At 61.5% G+C, this 17,641-nt stretch carries 15 protein-coding genes; 9 read left to right on the top strand and 6 right to left on the bottom strand.

The window, feature by feature from the left end:
- Nucleotides 1–12: 12 nt before the first annotated feature.
- The 6 genes from ACYQ47_RS11710 to ACYQ47_RS11685 all read left to right on the top strand — a co-directional run bounded on the left by ACYQ47_RS11710 (nt 13) and on the right by ACYQ47_RS11685 (nt 7,628).
- Nucleotides 13–987, top strand: coding sequence for a LysR family transcriptional regulator (locus tag ACYQ47_RS11710; protein WP_244830242.1), 975 nt, complete (start codon nt 13–15; stop codon nt 985–987).
- 202 nt (nt 988–1,189) lie between these two features.
- Nucleotides 1,190–2,125: an ABC transporter substrate-binding protein gene (locus tag ACYQ47_RS11705; RefSeq protein WP_370652268.1), complete on the top strand. Its 936-nt coding sequence runs from the start codon at nt 1,190–1,192 to the stop codon at nt 2,123–2,125.
- A gap of 77 nt (nt 2,126–2,202) precedes the next feature.
- Nucleotides 2,203–3,717 carry a sugar ABC transporter ATP-binding protein gene (locus ACYQ47_RS11700; RefSeq protein WP_459905453.1) on the top strand — a complete coding sequence of 505 codons (1,515 nt, stop codon included), beginning with the start codon at nt 2,203–2,205 and terminating at the stop codon, nt 3,715–3,717.
- Nucleotides 3,714–4,751 carry an ABC transporter permease gene (locus tag ACYQ47_RS11695; protein ID WP_250494290.1) on the top strand — a complete coding sequence of 346 codons (1,038 nt, stop codon included), beginning with the start codon at nt 3,714–3,716 and terminating at the stop codon, nt 4,749–4,751. Before ACYQ47_RS11700 ends, ACYQ47_RS11695 begins: the two co-directional genes overlap by 4 nt.
- Entirely contained in the window at nt 4,748–5,836 is a 1,089-nt protein-coding gene (yjfF, locus tag ACYQ47_RS11690; protein ID WP_250468155.1) for a galactofuranose ABC transporter, permease protein YjfF, read from the top strand. Before ACYQ47_RS11695 ends, yjfF begins: the two co-directional genes overlap by 4 nt.
- 49 nt (nt 5,837–5,885) lie before the next feature.
- Entirely contained in the window at nt 5,886–7,628 is a 1,743-nt protein-coding gene (locus tag ACYQ47_RS11685) for an IlvD/Edd family dehydratase (protein ID WP_459905452.1), read from the top strand.
- Between the two features lie 19 nt (nt 7,629–7,647).
- Here ACYQ47_RS11685 and ACYQ47_RS11680 read toward each other — a convergent pair whose 3' ends face one another.
- Nucleotides 7,648–7,842, bottom strand: a complete 195-nt coding sequence (locus tag ACYQ47_RS11680; RefSeq protein WP_244830248.1) for a YqaE/Pmp3 family membrane protein — start codon at nt 7,840–7,842, stop codon at nt 7,648–7,650.
- A gap of 123 nt (nt 7,843–7,965) precedes the next feature.
- Between ACYQ47_RS11680 and ACYQ47_RS11675 the strand changes: the two genes are divergently transcribed.
- From ACYQ47_RS11675 to ACYQ47_RS11665, 3 genes are all read left to right on the top strand, one after another.
- Nucleotides 7,966–8,994: a phosphotransferase family protein gene (locus ACYQ47_RS11675; protein WP_459905451.1), complete on the top strand. Its 1,029-nt coding sequence runs from the start codon at nt 7,966–7,968 to the stop codon at nt 8,992–8,994.
- A 2-nt stretch (nt 8,995–8,996) separates the two neighbouring features.
- Nucleotides 8,997–10,280, top strand: a complete 1,284-nt coding sequence (gene eno / locus ACYQ47_RS11670) for a phosphopyruvate hydratase (RefSeq protein ID WP_459905450.1) — start codon at nt 8,997–8,999, stop codon at nt 10,278–10,280.
- Between the two features lie 503 nt (nt 10,281–10,783).
- Nucleotides 10,784–12,007: a glycosyltransferase gene (locus tag ACYQ47_RS11665; RefSeq protein ID WP_250511134.1), complete on the top strand. Its 1,224-nt coding sequence runs from the start codon at nt 10,784–10,786 to the stop codon at nt 12,005–12,007.
- A gap of 16 nt (nt 12,008–12,023) precedes the next feature.
- Here the strand turns inward: ACYQ47_RS11665 and ACYQ47_RS11660 are convergent, their stop codons facing one another.
- The 5 genes from ACYQ47_RS11660 to ACYQ47_RS11640 all read right to left on the bottom strand — a co-directional run bounded on the left by ACYQ47_RS11660 (nt 12,024) and on the right by ACYQ47_RS11640 (nt 17,570).
- Nucleotides 12,024–13,355, bottom strand: a complete 1,332-nt coding sequence (locus ACYQ47_RS11660) for a hypothetical protein (RefSeq protein WP_250511135.1) — start codon at nt 13,353–13,355, stop codon at nt 12,024–12,026.
- Between the two features lie 556 nt (nt 13,356–13,911).
- Nucleotides 13,912–14,781, bottom strand: coding sequence for an ATP-grasp fold amidoligase family protein (locus ACYQ47_RS11655; protein ID WP_459905449.1), 870 nt, complete (start codon nt 14,779–14,781; stop codon nt 13,912–13,914).
- 334 nt (nt 14,782–15,115) lie between these two features.
- Complete coding sequence (locus ACYQ47_RS11650; RefSeq protein ID WP_459905448.1) at nt 15,116–15,904, bottom strand: MipA/OmpV family protein; 789 nt, start codon at nt 15,902–15,904, stop codon at nt 15,116–15,118.
- Entirely contained in the window at nt 15,901–16,776 is an 876-nt protein-coding gene (locus ACYQ47_RS11645) for an alpha/beta hydrolase (protein WP_459905447.1), read from the bottom strand. Before ACYQ47_RS11645 ends, ACYQ47_RS11650 begins: the two co-directional genes overlap by 4 nt.
- Nucleotides 16,777–16,784: 8 nt before the next feature.
- On the bottom strand, nt 16,785–17,570 hold the full coding sequence (locus tag ACYQ47_RS11640; protein ID WP_250527533.1) for a DUF4118 domain-containing protein: 786 nt from the start codon (nt 17,568–17,570) through the stop codon (nt 16,785–16,787).
- Nucleotides 17,571–17,641 lie beyond the last annotated feature (71 nt).

The raw sequence follows: 17,641 nt of genomic DNA, 5'->3' as shown, positions 1-17,641 counted from the left end.
CGGGAGACGGCATTGACACAGGGACACTCGAACTGGTTCGTGCGCGCGCGGCTCAAGACGCGCCAGCTCTTGTTGCTCGCCGCGATGGAGGAAGAGGGCAACGTGCGCCGTGCCGCCGATGTCCTCGGCATGACGCAGCCAGCGGCATCGCGGCTTCTGAAGGAACTCGAAGATGTGCTGGACGTGCGTCTCTTCGATCGCACGCCGCACGGCATGCAGGCGACGCTCTACGGCGAAGTGATGATCCGTCATGCGCGCATGGTGCTGTCGAATCTCAACAAGGCGCAAGACGAGATTGCCGCCTTGCGCGCCGGTCTGGTGGGCGAAGTGCGCGTCGGCGTGATCGCGGCGGCGGCGGCCAGAATGGTTCCGCTCGCCATCGGACGCGTGAAGGCGCAGTATCCGCAACTGCAAATCTGGCTGCAGGTGGAGACTTCCGATGTCATGCTGCCGCTTCTCACGCAGGGGCAACTCGACGTGATGATCGGCCGCGTGCTCCAGCAGCACGTGCAACTGAAGCCCGCCGTGCAATACGCGCCCATCGCCGATGAACCGCTGTGCGTGGTGGTGCGCCCCGGGCATCCGCTCGAACAGACTGCGGGGCTCACCATGAGCGGTGTCGCCGACGCCGAATGGGTGCTGCATCCGCCGGGGAGTGTCTTGCGGCATCGTATCGACATGGCGTTCGCGGAGCTTGGGCTGAACCCGCCGCGGAATGTGGTCAACACCAACAACTTTCTGGCGATATCGAGCCTTCTGTTGCAGAGCGACATGCTCGCCGTCATGCCCGATGAAGTGGCGCGGCAATACGAGCGCTTCGGCACGCTCAAGCGTCTTGCAATCGACCTGCCTTGCCGCATGGATGCATTCGGCATCATCACGCGGCAAGCGCATGCGCTTTCGCCCGCGGCGACCGTGGTGCTGCATGCGCTTCACGACGCCGCCGCCGAAGTATACGGCGTATCCGCCGATGCCCTGAGCGCCTGACCGGGTAAGCCCGAATCGCGTTTTCCACTATATCAACATTGGTATCGGGATCGCTGAATAAGTGATTGGACCATCATGGGAGTGAGGGCTAACCTTGCCCGGGGCTCAGCCTGAGCCTTCGACCCCGGACTTCGAGCCGCGGCGCACATGATCCAATCAGGAGACAGCCATGAAACAGACCCGACGCGCGGTGCTCGGCGCAATGCTTGGTTCGGTGCTGGTACTCGCCGCGAGTGTGAATGCACACGCCGACGACAAGAAGATCACGCTCGGCTTCGCACAGGTCGGCGCGGAAAGCGCCTGGCGCACGGCCAATACGGTCTCGGTCAAGTCCGCCGCGAAAGACGCGGGCATCAACCTCAAATTCTCCGACGCCCAGCAGAAGCAGGAAAATCAGATCAAGGCCATACGCTCCTACATTGCGCAGAAGGTCGATGTGATCGCGTTCTCGCCGGTCGTCGAGTCGGGCTGGGAGCCGATTCTCATCGAAGCGAAAAACGCCAAGATTCCCGTGATCCTGACCGACCGCAACATCGACGTGAAAGACAAGTCGCTCTATGTGACGATGATCGGCTCGGACTTCCTCGAAGAAGGCCGGCGCGGCGGCAAGTGGCTGGAAGAACGCTACAAGAACGAGAAGGGGCCGATCAATATCGTCGAGTTGCAGGGCACGGTGGGATCGGCGCCGGCGAACGACCGGCGTGCGGGTCTGCTCGAAGTCATCAAGAACGATCCCAAGTTCAAGGTGATCGCCTCGCAAAGCGGCGACTTCACGCTCGCTGGCGGCAAGCAGGTCATGGAAGCCTTCGCGAAGACCTACGGCAAGCAGATCAACGTGGTCTACGCGCATAACGACGACATGGCGCTCGGCGCCATTCAGGCAATGGAGGAGGCGGGCATGAAGCCGGGCAAGGACATCACGGTCGTCTCGTTCGATGCAACCAAGGGCGGTTTCGACGCCATGGTCGCGGGCAAGATCAACGTGGACGTGGAATGCAGTCCGCTGCTCGGCCCGCAGTTGATGACCGCGGTGAAGGATGTGGTCGCGGGCAAGGAACTGCCCAAGCGTATCGTGACCGAAGAGACCATTTTCCCGATGAGCGTCGCCGCGGCCACGCTGCCGCAGCGCAAATACTGAAGCTCGGGCGCCATCGCACGTCCATCGCGCCATCATGTGAGCGCGATGGACGACTCATTCCCTTTCCGGCGATATCCATGACCGACACACCCGTGCTCGAAACCATCGGTTTGTCCAAGTCGTTCCCCGGCGTGCGCGCACTGCACGACGTCGATTTTCGTTTGTTTCCGGGCGAGATTCATACGTTGATGGGGCAGAACGGCGCCGGCAAATCGACGCTCATCAATGTGCTGACGGGCGTCCACGAGCACGATGCAGGCGAGATCCGGCTCGGTGGCAGTCCCGTGAATTTCGCCGCGCCCATGGAAGCGGAAGCCGCCGGAATTCGCACGCTCTATCAGGAAGTGAACCTGTGTCCGAATCTCTCGGTGGCGGAGAACGTTTTCGCGGGCAGACAGTTGAAGCGGCATGGCGCGATCGACTGGAAGAGCATTCACATGCGGGCGCAAAAGGCGCTCGCGGACCTCAACGTTTCGGTGGACGTCACGAAATCGCTCGATACGTATCCCATCGCCGTGCAGCAGATGGTGGCGATTGCGCGTGCCTTGTCGGTCGATGCGCGCGTCCTGATCCTCGATGAACCGACCTCCAGTCTCGACGACGGCGAAGTCACGCGACTCTTCGACGTGTTGCGCAAGCTCCGCCATTCAGGTCTCGCTATTCTCTTCGTGACGCACTTTCTGGAACAGACCTACGCGGTATCGGATCGCATCACGGTCATGCGCAATGGCGAGCGCGAAGGCGAATATCTCGCGAAAGATCTTCCGGTCGAACTGCTCGTGTCGAAGATGGTGGGCCACGAACGCATGACCGAGCGCCTGAAGCACGCGGCTTCCGAGCCGCCCGTGCAACGAGGCGCGGCTGCGCCGTTTCTCGAAATGCGCGGCGTGGGCCGTCGCGGCTTGATGAATCCCGTGGATATCGACGTGCAGCCGGGTCAGATACTCGGGCTCGCGGGCTTGCTCGGTTCGGGGCGCACGGAAACCGCGCGGCTTCTCTTCGGCGCGGAGCGTTCCGATGCAGGCGCGACGAAGGTGTCCGGCAAGCCGGTCAAGCTGCATTCGCCGCGCGATGCGGTGCGTCAGGGCATCGGCTATTGCCCGGAGGATCGCAAGAAGGAAGGCATTATCGCGGACCTGTCGATTCGCGAGAACATCATCCTGGCGCTTCAGGCGCGGCTCGGGCTTTGGCGCTGCATTCGGAAGGCGAAGCAACGCGAGATCGCCGACGACTATATCGAGCAGCTAGGCATCAAGGCGCGCGATGCCGAGCAGCCTATCGGTCTGCTCTCTGGCGGCAATCAGCAAAAGGTGCTGCTCGCGCGCTGGCTTGCAACGGAGCCGCGCATGCTGATTCTCGATGAACCGACGCGCGGCATAGACGTGGCCGCGAAGTTCGAGATCATGGACCGCGTGCTCGCGCTCTGCGCGAAAGGGCTCGGCATTCTCTTCATCTCGTCCGAAGTGAGCGAGGTCGTGCGCGTGAGTCACCGGATTGCGGTGTTGCGCGACCGGCGCAAGGTCGCCGAGGTCGCGGGACATACGACCTCGGAAGACGAGGTGTATCGGCTGATCGCGGGAGGATCGCAATGAACCGTATCAAAGGTGTCTTGCAGCATCCGCTCGTGTGGCCATGCGTGACGCTCGTCGCTCTGTGTCTGCTCGATCTGGCGCATAACCCGCGGTTCCTGTCGATTGCCATGCTCGATGGCCACCTGTTCGGCGCGCCCGTCGATATTTTGAATCGCGCGGCGCCGCTCGTGCTCGTCGCGCTCGGCATGACGCTCGTGATAGCGACGCGCGGCATCGATATCTCGGTGGGCGCGATCGTCGCGATTGCCGGCGCGACGGCCGCCACGATCCTCGCCGACGATCCTTCCCGCGTGACGCTTGCCATCGCGGCGGCGCTCGCGGTCGGCGTTCTCGCGGGCATGTGGAACGGCTTGCTGGTGGCGTTCATCGGCATGCAGCCGATCATCGCGACGCTCATCCTGATGGTTGCGGGACGCGGCGTCGCGCAGTTGCTGACGGGCGGCCAGATCATCCCGATCGGCGCGCAGGCTTATTTGATGGTCGGCGGCGGCTATCTGGCGGGCGTCCCGTGTTCCGTGTGGATCGCGGCGGGCGCGCTCATCCTCACGGCGCTTCTCGTCGATCGCACCGCGCTCGGGCTTTTCATTCGGGCTATCGGCGTGAATCCGGTTGCAACCCGGCTCGTCGGCTTGCGCTCGAACGTGATCGTGTTCGGCGTGTATGCATTCTCCGGATTGACGGCGTCCATGGCGGGCATTCTCGCCAGTTCGAACGTGCGCAGCGCCGACGGCAACAACGCCGGTCTCCTGCTCGAACTCGACGCGATTCTCGCCGTCACGCTCGGCGGCACTTCGCTGCTCGGCGGGCGCTTCAGTCTTGCAGGCACGGTGCTCGGCGCGCTCATCATCCAGACGCTCACCTACACGACTTATTCCATCGGTGTGCCGCCCGAAGCGACGCTCGTGGTGAAGGCAGCGGTGGTGCTCGTCGTCAGCGTGATTCAGTCGTCCACCGCGCGCGCCGTGCTGATGCGGCAGTTGCGACGCGTCTTTCCGTCCGCTTCGAAACAGCCGCTCGCGGAGGCATCCCGATGAAAAGTTTCTTCGACCGTCTGACGGACCCGCGCATCTTGCCTATCGTCGTCACCGTCGTTCTGTTCGCGGCTCTGTTCGGCTTCGGCTCGGTGATGTACACCGGCTTCTTCTCGCTGCAAGTGCTGCTCGGCTTGCTGATCGACAACGCGTTCTTGCTGATCGTCGCCATTGGCATGACGTTCGTGATCGTGTCGGGCGGCATCGACTTGTCGGTCGGCTCGGTCGTCGCTTTGACGACGATCCTGTGCGCCGTGTTCGCCGAACGTCTGCACTGGCCGGTGTGGATCATCGTGCCGCTCGTGCTGGCCTTCGGCGCCTGCTATGGCGCGGCGATGGGCGCGCTCATCCACTTCTTCAGGCTGCAACCGTTCATCGTCACGCTGGCCGGGATGTTCCTCGCGCGCGGCGCCTGCTTTCTCATCACGACGCAATCCATCACCATCACCGATTCCACGTTCCGCGCGCTGTCCGCCTTTCATGTGGATGTCGGCGGCGCGTCGCTCACGACGGGCGCGCTGATCGCCATCGTCACGCTGATCGTGGCGATCTTCGTCGCCCACTTCACGCGCTTCGGACGCAACGTGTATGCGGTCGGCGGCAACGAACGCTCGGCGCTGCTGATGGGCTTGCCCGTCGCGCGCACCAAGGTCGGCGTCTATGCGCTCTCGGGTTTCTGCTCGGCGCTCGGCGGCGTGGTGTTCACGCTATACGTGCTCTCGGGCTACGGATTGCAAGGGCAGGGCATGGAACTCGACGCCATCGCCGCGACGGTGATCGGCGGAACCTTGCTCACGGGCGGCGTGGGCTATGTGATCGGTTCGGTGTTCGGCGTCGGCATTCTCGGCACCATCCAGACCTTGATTACCTTCGACGGCACGCTCAGTTCATGGTGGACGCGCATCGTGATCGGCGCGCTTCTGTGCGCGTTCTGTCTGCTGCAGCGAGTCATCGAACGTCATGCCGCGCGCCGTAAATCGAATGGGACGAAGCTCGGCGAAGGCATCGGATCGAAAGAGCCGCGCACGCCTTTGCCGCCCGATGCCGCGAGCAAAGCCGAGCCGCTCGCGATGGTCCCCAGAACCTGAAGCACGCACATAAGCACGCACACCCTGCCACCCTCGTCGAGAATCCGTCATGCCCAATGAAAAACGCCTGCTCCGTTCCGCTCAATGGTTCGGAACCCAGGACAAGAATGGCTTCATGTATCGAAGCTGGATGAAGAATCAGGGCATTCCGGACCACGAGTTTCAGGGCAAGCCGATTATTGGCATCTGCAATACGTGGTCGGAACTCACGCCTTGCAACGCGCATTTCAGGAAGATCGCGGAGCACGTGAAGCGCGGCGTCTTCGAGGCGGGCGGCTTTCCGGTGGAGTTTCCGGTGTTTTCCAACGGCGAATCGAATCTGCGGCCTACAGCCATGTTGACGCGCAATCTCGCCAGCATGGACGTAGAGGAATCCATTCGCGGCAATCCCGTCGATGCCGTCGTGCTGCTGGTCGGCTGCGACAAGACCACGCCCGCCTTGCTGATGGGCGCGGCGAGTTGCGACGTGCCCGCGATCGCGGTCAGCGGCGGCCCGATGCTCAACGGCAAGCATCAGGGTCGCGATATCGGTTCGGGCACCGTCGTGTGGCAACTGAGCGAGCAGGTGAAGGCGGGCAAGATCACGCTGCATGAATTCATGTCGGCGGAAGCGGGCATGTCGCGTTCGGCTGGAACCTGCAACACCATGGGGACGGCATCCACCATGGCGTGCATGGCCGAAGCGCTCGGCGTGACCTTGCCGCACAACGCGGCAATTCCCGCGGTGGATGCCAGGCGCTACGTGCTCGCGCACATGTCGGGCATGCGGATCGTGGAGATGGCGCTCGACGACTTGCGGCTCTCGAAACTCCTCACGCGGCAGGCGTTCGAAAACGCGATTCGCGTCAACGCGGCGATTGGCGGATCGACGAATGCGACCATCCATCTGAAGGCGATTGCCGGCCGTATCGGCGTGGACCTGGAACTCGACGACTGGACGCGCATCGGCCGCGGCACGCCGACGCTCGTCGACTTGCAACCGTCCGGACGCTTTCTGATGGAAGAGTTTTACTACGCGGGCGGTTTGCCCGGCGTGATCCGGCGTCTGGGCGAAGCGGGCTTGCTGCCGTATCCCGACGCGCTGACGGCCAACGGCCGCTCACTCTGGGACAACACGAAAGACGCGCCCATCCACGACGCCGAGGTGATTCGTCCACTCGACCGCCCGCTCGTGGAAGACGGCGCGCTGTGCATTTTGCGAGGCAATCTCGCGCCGAACGGCGCGGTGCTCAAGCCGTCCGCCGCGACGCCGGCGTTGCTCAAGCATCGCGGCCGGGCGGTCGTGTTCGAGAACTTCGACGACTACAAGGCGAGGATCGGCGATCCCGAATTGAACGTCACCGCCGATTCGATCCTGGTCATGAAGAACTGCGGCCCGAAGGGTTATCCGGGCATGGCCGAAGTCGGCAACATGGGCTTGCCGCCGAAGCTGTTGGCGCAGGGCGTGACCGACATGGTGCGCATCTCCGACGCCCGCATGAGCGGCACGGCTTACGGCACGGTGGTGCTGCATGTAGCGCCCGAAGCGCGCGCCGGTGGTCCGCTCGCGGTGGTGGAAGATGGCGACTGGATCGAGATGGACTGCTTCGCGGGGCGCCTGCATCTGGACATCAGCGACGAAGAGCTGAGGACGCGTCTCGCCCGCTGGGCGGAAGAACCGCGCAAAGCGGGCGAGAACACGAGCGGCTACGGCAAGCTGTACATCGATCACGTTTTGCAAGCCGATCAGGGCTGCGACTTCGACTTTCTCGTGGGATGCCGTGGCGCCGATGTTCCGCGCCATTCCCATTGACGCCCGCGCGTTCTGCCTGTCAGCCGCGCGCTCCGAAGGCGCGCTGGATTTTTTTCTCGGTGTTGTACTGGCTGAGCGCATAGACCGACCAGATCGCGGCGGGAATCCAGCCAATCAACGTGATCTGAAGAAGCAGGCAAATGATGCCGGCAATCGGTCGGCCGATCGTGAAGAACTGCAGCCACGGAAGGATGAGTGCGAGCAAGAGACGCATATGCGGTCCTCGGATGTGATGGTCTGGTGACTTTACCATCCGCGTTGCACCTGCTTGCGCGATCCCATAACATGAGGCCGGGACCTACTTTGCCGAACTCGCCAAACGCCCGGCCGACATTCGATGACCGAAGCCACCGACCTCGCGCACCTTGTTGACGCGTTGCGCCAGCATCGCCTGCTCGATGCCGACGAAGAACCGCGCTTCACGCGCCTGACGGGTGGCGTGTCTTCGGATATCTGGCGCGTCGATGCGCGCCGCGCTACGTTCTGCATCAAGCGCGCGCTCGGCAAGCTCAAGGTCGCGGCGGACTGGCATGCGCCCGTCAGCCGCAATGCCGCCGAAGCCGCGTGGCTGCGCTGTGTCGCGACCTGGCTGCCGCACGCGGTGCCTGCGCTTCTGTTCGAAGACGCGCCGCTCGGCTGCTTCGCGATGGCGTATCTTCCTGCGGAACATAACCCCGTCTGGAAGGCGAAGCTGCTGAAAGGCGGGATCGACGACACCTTCGCCGCGCAAGTCGGTTTCCTTCTCGCGCAGATTCATGAGCGAAGCGCGGGTTCGGCTGCGCTCGCGGTGCAGTTCGCGAATCACGATACCTTCGAGTCCATCCGCATCGAGCCTTATCTGCGGGCGACAGCCGCGCGTCATCCCGACCTGGCGAACACACTCGGCGATCTGGCGGATTCGGTTTCGGCTGCGCGCATCGCGCTGGTTCATGGCGACGTGAGCCCGAAGAACATCCTATGCGGTGCCGACGGCCCCGTCTTTCTCGATGCCGAATGCGCAACCTACGGCGATCCGGCCTTCGACCTCGCGTTCTGCCTGAATCACCTCGTCCTGAAGAGCTTTCTCAATCCGCATTGGCGTGAACGCTATGCCGGAAGCTTCGACGCCCTGAGCGGTCGATATCTGGCGGCTGTCGATTGGGAACCGGCGGAACGGATAGATCTGCGTTGCGCGCGGCTCTTTCCGGCGTTGTTGCTCGCGCGGGTCGATGGCAAATCGCCCGTCGAGTACCTGCAAGATCCAGCCGACATACAGGCGGTGCGCGAACTTGCGCGCGGTCTTCTCATCGAACCGGTCGATTCCCTTGCGCAATGGCGAAAGCGCTGGAACGAGGCGGCATCCATCGATAAACCCGCGGGAGTCTGAACATGAGCAGCGCGATTGCATCCGTCCACGGCCGCCGCATTTGGGATTCGCGCGGACGTCCGACCGTGGAAGTGGAAGTGACGCTGGCAAGCGGCGCCAAAGGACGCGGCATGGCCCCGGCGGGTGCTTCTCGCGGGCGTTTCGAGGCGGTGGATCGGCGCGACGGGGCGGCCGCGCTGGGCGGCTTCGGCGTGAGCGATGCGTTACGCGGTATCGACGATGAAATCGCGGCGGCGCTTATCGGCATGGATGCGCTCGGGCAGACGCAAATCGATGCGCGTCTGATCGAACTCGATGGCACCGAGGACAAATCGCGGCTTGGCGGCAATGCGTTGATCGCGACGTCGCTTGCGGTTCTGCATGCCGCGGCGGCAGACCGTCGGCAGCCGCTGTGGGCTTATGTCGCCAACGGCCGAACCGTCAGCGTTCCGATCCCGGAAATCCAGATCTTCGGCGGCGGCGCGCATGCTGGCCGGCGTATCGATATTCAGGACCTGATGGTCATGGCGCCATCCGCGAAAAGTTTCGACGAAGCGCTGGAGATGACCGCCGAGGTCTATCTGGCTGCGGGCAGGATCATGGCGAAGCGTGGTCATCTTGCCGGTGTCGCCGACGAAGGCGGGCACTGGCCCGTGTTCGAGAGCAACGAAGCGGCGCTGGATACGCTCGTCGCGGCTATCGAAGAAGCGGGGTTCGTTCCGGGCGAGCAAGTCGCCATCTCGCTCGATATCGCCGCATCCGAATTCGGCTCGGGCGGGCGTTACAAGCTCGGCCTGGAGCGCCGCGAGCTCGACAGCGACGCCATGTGCGAACTGATGCTCCGATGGTGCGACCGTTACCCGATCGGGTCGATGGAAGACCCGTTGAGCGAGGACGATGCGGCCGGCTTGCGCCGATTCACGGCAGCGGTGGGAGGACGCGTGCAGGTGATCGGCGACGATTACCTTGTGACGAACGCGGCGCGCATCGCAAAGGCCGCCGAGCAACGCGATGTCAACGCTGTCCTCATCAAGTTGAATCAGGCGGGTACGGTGACGGAGACGTATGCGGCGCTCGAAGCGGGAAAGAACGCGGGGTTTGGCACGATCGTATCGGCGCGCTCGGGTGAGACGGAGGATACGACCATCGTGCATCTTGCCGTTGGCTGGAATGCGGGCCAGCTCAAGGTCGGCTCGTTCTCGCGCTCGGAACGCATGGCCAAGTGGAACGAGGCGATTCGCGTGGAAGAAGCGCTTGGCGACGCGGCACAGTTTGCGGGTATGTCGATGCTCGGTCGCAGGCGATAGGAGCGCGTCCGTTGAGAGGCCGAAGCGAACCGTCCCTGTGCCTTTTTACAATATCCAGACGAATAATCAGCTTATATTCCACGAAAAATACATAACGTGTGGAATTTAACCAGTGGCTGCTTCGTTCATTCCTCAAGCGATCGCGAGCGTTGGCGCGTGCGCGAATATGTTGCGTTCGACGGTCTGGCAAATTGCTTGCTCATGTTGTCGGTCCTAAAGCGTGACTCACGCCTTTGTTCAACATGGTCTGGAACTTGCCGCGATGAAAGCATGATCCATCGGTGTGCGTAATTGCGCATCGACGCGCAAAGATAAAGGCACCGATGAACGAAGCGCCAGCGGCAAAGCAACAATGCGTGGCATTTTGGACTATGCTGGCCTGAGCACTATCGAACGATGGGCAGGTGTGGACAACAAGGCATGGCAAGCGTGCACACCATTTGATTCGTCCCCCTTACTAGCGTACCCGCAACATGAATAATGATGCGGAAGCGGAGAGGCGCATGAAAATCGCGTTTGTTGTCGACAGCTATCCTGTTGCATCGGAAACCTTCGTGGTCCGTCAGATCGCGGGATTCGCGGAACGAGGACATCATGTGGTCGTCCTTGCCGCGCGCTATGACGAAGGCGCCGACGATCCGCTCAAAGGCCAGATCGAATTACGCATATTTCGTCGCAAACAGGGCACGGCGGCACGCATTGCGCATCTGGCGCGCTTCGGACTGAGCTCACTGTCAACGCCGGAAGGACGCAAACGCATCGGCGTGGCCTGGCGCGCGGCGACATCCGGTTGCCGCTCGACGCTGTTCGACCTCTCGGGCGGCGGAGCGATGTCGCACGAAAGTTTCGATGCGGTGATCGCACATTTCGGTCCCCTCGGCGTGCGCGCCATGTATCTGCGCGATGCGGGCTACTTTGAAGGCCCTATCTCCACCGTCTTTCATGGCTTCGACATGAGCGATGAAGCGCTCGTCAAGCGTTATCTGCCGCACTACAAGCAGCTCTTCGGACGGGGGTCGCTGTCGCTGCCGGTCAGCGAATTCTGGCGGATGCGCCTGATCGACTGGGGCGCGCCTGCATCGCGGACGCTCGTGCATCACGTGGGAGTGGATGTCGAGCAACTGCCGCTTGCCACCGACAAGCAGAAGCCCGGACGCCCGCTCAAAGTGCTGAGCGTGGGAAGATTCGTCGAGAAAAAAGGCCTTGAATATGCGATTGCCGGCGTTCGCGATTGCAGCCTGCCCGTGGAATACAACGTGATCGGCTACGGCCCACTTGAGGCCGACTTGCGCGCGATGGCCGCGAATAACCGCAATCCGGTCAACTTTCTCGGCGCGCGCGCACAGGACGAAGTGTTCGCGGAACTAAAGCGCACCGACGTGTTTCTGCTGCCGTCCGTGACGGCCGCCAACGGCGACATGGAAGGCATTCCGGTGTCGATCATGGAAGCAATGGCTACCGGCGCGATCGTCGTCGCAACGCGTCATAGCGGCATTCCCGAACTTGTGGTGGATGGCGAGACCGGCGTGCTCGTCGACGAGCGCTCGGGGCCGAGCATTTCCGCCGCGCTCGAAAAAATCGCCAAAGGACAGATCGACACCGACAAGATGCGCGCGACCGCGCGGCACACTATCGAAACGAACTTCAACAACCGCACGTTGCACGCGGAACTGGAGGCCATTCTGGTCGAGGCGTGTGCGGGCGAAGCGCGCGAGATCGCAACGTGATGCGGTTTGCGCGGTATCAGGAATCTGCATGCGAGCGGACGAAATTCACGAAGCTCAGATACGTCGGCAAGATCGGCACGCTGTTGTGCATGATGCCGAAGGTGTGGTCGCCGCTGTCGAGCACGTAATACATGGTGGATTGAATGTTGTGCGTCTTGCGGGCGTCGTAGAACGATTGCAATCGGGACTGCACGAACGCGCTCCGGTAGTCGTCGCTTTGTTCGGGATTGGCATTCCACTCGGTAATCATGAAGGGAACGCCGTAACGCGCCTTGCAGTATTGCGGCAGGTCGAAGTGCGGGCCCGCGCCATCCGAACCGATATCGAACAAATCGCCATAGACCTCGTAGTTATGCCATGTCGTCATGTCCCAGCGGACTACGGGATGACCGCTCGTGCCGTCCGGCTGATTGCCTTCCCATAACGCGTCCGATGCACCGATATCCGCCACGCAGAAGTTGATGCCGCACATGGCGTCGGGCTGCGCGGCCTTCACGCCGTCGATCAATCCGCGCATGACGCCGCGCATGACCGGCCAGTTATCGTTGTTGAAGTCGGCGACATCCGTTCCGGCGCGATTCGAGTCGATTACAGTCTGAGCTCGGCGCGTGAGTTCGTTGCCGCATTCGTACATCGTCACGCCGTACGGCTTCAGCGTGCTCGCGACCGTCACGCCTGTGCTGTAGGCCTTGGCGTATGCCGCGGCCTCGCTCCCGAACAGGTTACCCCAGTCATCCGTCAAACCTTGTTGAATCAGACAGAACAGTTCGATGCCCGTTCCGTTCATGGCCCTCGCCATCCTTGCGACAGGTCTGAGTTCAGCCGACGTCTCATTGCACCCGAGCCGATAGATACTGCAACCCATGCCATTCAAAATGGCGATGGTTTGCGCGGGCGTGTAGAGATAATCGTAATGACCGTTCATGCCGAAGAACATGCCGGATTGCGCTGCGAGCGGTGTGCGCGGGTCGCGGCAAAGTAGCCAGTCATTCGACCACACATAGAATTGCCCGCTCGTGTTTCTCTGATAGATCTTGCCGCCCGACCAGAGAAGCATCAAAACGTTGGCAATGGATATTGCCGTGTCGTTCTGAAATACGACGCCGTTATTCACCGTCCAGACGGAGCCGCGTTTGTCCACGATCGCGGTTGCGTCAGGAATGGTCGTGCCATCCGGCGATGGGCCTTGCGACTCCGCTCTTGCAGTGGGATTCAGTTGTCTGGACCGCCCGGAAGCGCTCGATGTCGAGTTCGGTACGTCGCTTTCGCTTCCGCCTCCGCAGGCGGCCAATGTATAGGTTCCGGACAACGCGCCCAGGCTAGCTAAAAATCTACGTCGATCAATCATCGAATATGCTAATCCGCCTTCTCGCGGAAAACTCCAATTACTCTGCGATAAAATTGCGATTCTTTAAACATAGTAGGAATGCGAACTAATAAATCGAAGGCGAAAGGATGCCTGCGCTGCCTTGACCAGAGGCGCGGTCGAGAGCCCTCGAGACCTGCGTTAAGCGATGACTGCGTTGACGCCAGGGACTACGCGGAACACTTCGAGTCTGAACGAATTCGGCCGGGATTTGCAGGTCGCTTCTCGAACTACAGAGTTGCGCAAACGCTTTTCCTTAACGGCGCTTTGTGAGGCGGCAATATGAAAAAACGTGAATGCGTCGTAAAGACAATGCAGAGAGCGTGATCGAAATTTTGAACCATCGATAACGCACGAACGCTTCGGGTAGCGAAGGCTTGCGAAATGCAACCCAACCGCGGACGCGACGTTGTTCAAGAGAAAGAGCCTTAGGGAAACGATGTGACGTGACGTGAACCGATGGCCCAGTGTGTTCACGTCACGCCTGAGTGACCAATGCGGGCGGTGTCAGCGTTTCGACAACCGTACAGACGCCGATTCACCCGATCGTCCGCGTCGACATTTTCGGCGTAGATAAGAGAGGCGCTGCCTGCAACATTTGCCCCCACTGATAATCCACGCTGTCCGGGAAGAGGGGATATAGTCCACCGCCCGGCGTGAAGGTCATTTCGCCGAAGAAGATCTTGCAGTCGGGTGCATAAAGATCCACGCGCACATAGTCGAAGGATGCCGACAACGCTCTCGCCTTGGCGAGGATCGCGTCGAGGTTGACCGGGCGCTCGCAAGGCGTCGCACTACGCGGATAGTGTCCGATCCTGATGTCGAGATGGTTCCACGATTCATCGAAGAAATCTCCGCGCGGATGGCCCGTATAGCGATCGGAGATCAGCAGGACAAACAGCTTGGAAGGTCCTTCTTCGGGATTGAAGCAGTGGATCTTGAAGTCGGCGGGAATGTTGCCTTGTTCATCGAGAAGCAGGGCTTCGAAAAGCAGCCGTGGTTGAATCGCGCGGTAATGCCGCTCGCGCCCGGTTCTGGAAAAGTCGGTTGCAAGCCACCGGTCGGCAAGCGTCCTCAGTTCCTGATAACTCGTTTCCGCTTTGTCGCGGACGATCTTGACGAAGCCGCTGCCGTGATTGGCCTTCATGACGAAGGAGTCGGGCAACGCCTCGAAATCCTCTTCGGTGAAGAGCTCGGACGCCTTGAGCAGCGGAATCAGATGTTCTTCGCCGATCACGCGCCTGACGAAGTCACGCACAATGAGCTTGTCGGCCAGATCGGTAAAGCGCGCGTCCGGGTTCAGACTGCGCCGGAGCATTTTCTCGTTGAAGGTTTCGGGATTTGCAAGACTCGGGAATCGCCCGATCTTCCTGCGATGCTGCAGACGGAGGAAGAGTTCGTCGGGCATCCAATTTTTGAAGGCGTTCGCGATCATCGTGAATTAGATATTCATTCCGTTTTGGCGAAGCAGGGCACGCACAATGTGCCATATTCAAAATAATGCAGTTACTGAATAAGTCGCGGTGAAAATTGCAGCCTTTCAGACGTGAAGAAGGTCACGTGGGTCAAGTATGGCCAGCGACGTGGCTGGTTTTGTGCGCTAACGCACGTTGCGATGGAACGTAAGGGACGTCAAGTTCACGTCTTACTAAATGCGCGGAGTTTATTTCCAAAGCAAGCGCGTGAGGCCCGATATCTCAAGCTCTTTCGAATCTGTATGTAATCAGGTTGATAGATTGCGTTCAGAAGCGATATGCGACCGAGGCCATTCCGTTCACATCCAACCTGCGTTCTGTAATCGGGCTGCCGGCAGCGAAGCGTTCGAGCCGGCCAACGACTGCGACCAGGTTGGCCGACCAGTGCGAAGAGATCGTGTAATTCGCGGCCAGATTGAAGTGGACGTCGCGCAGGCCCGAGCCGGTGGAGTATTGCGGCAATCCGGACGCCACGCTTTCCGGCTGTGAAACGCCGAAGAACGTGCGCGTATAAGCGCCATTGGCCCAAGTCAGCCCCGGCCCCGCCGACAGCAGCAATTTGCCGATGGGCGCGGAGACATAGAGATCCGCCATCGCGGTGAGTCCTTGCCCGGTGCCACCGATGTCCTGATAAACGGCTGTCGATCCGGTGAAGGCCCAGTAAGTGTAATCGGCGAATAGTCGCAGCTTCGGTCCGTAGTGCACGTTGGGCAGGCCGTCGAGTCGCGCGTCATCGGACGATGATCGCGACTGAAAGTCGAAACTCACCGACATGCCTGCGTGGTAGTTCTCCCCGCGCAGCACGTTGAGGCCGAGCACGTCCGGACCTTGCGAAAAGATACGGTCGCGCCAGGAAATATCCTGCACGGGCAAGGGAAATACCTTGATCCGCGACGATCCCGGAAATTCGGGGAACACGTACAATCCTGGCCCGATCGAGATTTTCCAGTCACCGTTCGTTTGCGTGTCCGCGTCGGCGGCGTGTGCCGGTCCAAATGCGAGCAAAGCCGCAAGCGCCACGCAGGTGCGCGCGATGAACGTTTTCGCGCGCTTCATGCTCTTTTCGCGCCTGCAGCCGTTTGCCGGAGCCGACGCGCCAGGGCACGCGACATCACGGGACCTGTGCCATCGGTGGAGTTGCAGGCAGACGCGCTCTCGCGCAGGAACATCGTGCACTCGCGCGCCACCACTTCGCGCTCGTTGTCGGACGTGATCATGTGATAGGAGTCGTCGAGCCAGATGGTCCGCAAGAACGACGCGCCTATGTTTGCCGCGACGAATCGCGCGTTGTGCGGGCTCGAGGTCTCGTCGTCGATAGCGTGAATGACGAGGCAGTCGCTCGTGACGCGCTTCAGCTTGCCACGCACCGATGCCGCGAGACGGCTGGCCTCGTGCAGCGCGGGCATCGAAATGGATGCCGGGCCGACTTCGCTGATCTCGCCTTTTTGCATCGCGCGGGCGATCTTCGTGCGCAGCGCTTCATTGCGCAGACCATAAGGCTCGTGCTCGCGATAGCGATAACGCGTACGCAACGGCGTGTAGTACGCCCAGTCGAGCAGGAATCGGTACCACGGGATGGCCCAGCCGTCATAGTCGAGCGTGACCGAGAGCAACAGCAGGGCGCGCGCGGAAGGGCGTTCATGGGCGACCGCGGCGGCGAGCGCCGCGCCCATCGACAGGCCGCACACCGAAACGTGCCGATGCCGCGCCGCCAGCGCGTCGAATTCCGCCACGGCCGCGCGCAGCCACTCTTCCATCGAAGCGTGTCCGGCGCCCGCGCTGTATCCGGGCAACTCCGGCGTGTGCGTTGCGAAGCCCTCTTCACCGAGATAGCGGGCGAGAAAGCGCAATTCGAGCGGCGAACTGGACAGGCCGTGCAGCAACAGGACCGCGTGATCCCGGTTCTGGGCGGGGGGAAAGTAAGGCATGTTCATGGTCAGGCAGCCGAACGGAGGACGAGATAATCGCCGGATGGTGTGGCGAAGCGCTCGCAAACACATTCGACGGGCCGCCAGTCCTGCTCGTCCGACTGGAACCGGATACGGTGAAGCCCCGGCAGAAGGGCATCGCTGACGCGGGCAATATCTTCGCCGTGGGCATCGGCATGCTTGGCGCCATATGCGATGCCGGCGCGCGGCGCGTCATCGTCGATAACTGGGGAATTCGCCGCCGCGACGAAATTGGCGGGCGAGACACGCGTCGTCGGATCGAGCGCCTTGATGAGAATCAGCGAACGGTTGTATTGCGTGACGTGCTGGAGCATCCGGTGCATTTCCTCGGTCGCCCGGCGCGTGATGAGGCGTTCGTTGTCGTGACGCAAGAGCATCTCATAGCGCGACTGCGCCACCGAAGCGAGCAACTCGGCGCGATACTGCGCGCGCTTGAGCCGCTCGACGAGCGTCATCATGACGATGGTGATCAACGGATACGACACGAGCAGCTTGATATCCGCGCGGTCGAAGTCCTCGATGCGCGCATAGGGCGGCACGAAGAGAAAGTCGGCAATACATAGTCCGGCAAGCATCACGCAAACCGCCGGCGCAAGACCGCAGTAATACTCGACGAGAACGGCGGCAATGAGAAACGCCGTTCCGGGCATGACGGGTCCAAGCAGCGGGTGCAGCAGCGTGCGGATGAGTGCGGCGGTGAAAAGCGCGCTTGCCGCGATGATCCATCGTTTGCCGCCGCGCGGCGCCCATCGGCGAGAATTACTGATATGCATGCTATTGCACGAGGCGTGTGACTGTCCTCGTGGTATCGGCGTTCCGGCGCGCGACTTTAATGCCATGTGAG

This window comes from Caballeronia sp. HLA56 (assembly GCF_054655155.1).
Note: the sequence above shows the minus strand (reverse complement) of the source record. Positions and strands in the feature narration are given on the sequence as shown.

Excerpts from the sequence above, each read along its gene's own strand:
- ACYQ47_RS11700 (WP_459905453.1), top strand. The coding sequence starts at position 2,203 with ATGACCGACACACCCGTGCTCGAAACCATCGGTTTGTCCAAGTCGTTC.
- ACYQ47_RS11695 (WP_250494290.1), top strand. The coding sequence starts at position 3,714 with ATGAACCGTATCAAAGGTGTCTTGCAGCATCCGCTCGTGTGGCCATGC.
- ACYQ47_RS11655 (WP_459905449.1), bottom strand. The coding sequence starts at position 14,781 with ATGCCCGACGAACTCTTCCTCCGTCTGCAGCATCGCAGGAAGATCGGG.
- ACYQ47_RS11675 (WP_459905451.1), top strand. The coding sequence starts at position 7,966 with ATGACCGAAGCCACCGACCTCGCGCACCTTGTTGACGCGTTGCGCCAG.
- ACYQ47_RS11665 (WP_250511134.1), top strand. The coding sequence starts at position 10,784 with ATGAAAATCGCGTTTGTTGTCGACAGCTATCCTGTTGCATCGGAAACC.
- eno (WP_459905450.1), top strand. The coding sequence starts at position 8,997 with ATGAGCAGCGCGATTGCATCCGTCCACGGCCGCCGCATTTGGGATTCG.
- ACYQ47_RS11685 (WP_459905452.1), top strand. The coding sequence starts at position 5,886 with ATGCCCAATGAAAAACGCCTGCTCCGTTCCGCTCAATGGTTCGGAACC.
- ACYQ47_RS11650 (WP_459905448.1), bottom strand. The coding sequence starts at position 15,904 with ATGAAGCGCGCGAAAACGTTCATCGCGCGCACCTGCGTGGCGCTTGCG.
- ACYQ47_RS11645 (WP_459905447.1), bottom strand. The coding sequence starts at position 16,776 with ATGCCTTACTTTCCCCCCGCCCAGAACCGGGATCACGCGGTCCTGTTG.
- yjfF (WP_250468155.1), top strand. The coding sequence starts at position 4,748 with ATGAAAAGTTTCTTCGACCGTCTGACGGACCCGCGCATCTTGCCTATC.
- ACYQ47_RS11680 (WP_244830248.1), bottom strand. The coding sequence starts at position 7,842 with ATGCGTCTCTTGCTCGCACTCATCCTTCCGTGGCTGCAGTTCTTCACG.
- ACYQ47_RS11705 (WP_370652268.1), top strand. The coding sequence starts at position 1,190 with ATGCTTGGTTCGGTGCTGGTACTCGCCGCGAGTGTGAATGCACACGCC.
- ACYQ47_RS11660 (WP_250511135.1), bottom strand. The coding sequence starts at position 13,355 with ATGATTGATCGACGTAGATTTTTAGCTAGCCTGGGCGCGTTGTCCGGA.
- ACYQ47_RS11640 (WP_250527533.1), bottom strand. The coding sequence starts at position 17,570 with ATGCATATCAGTAATTCTCGCCGATGGGCGCCGCGCGGCGGCAAACGA.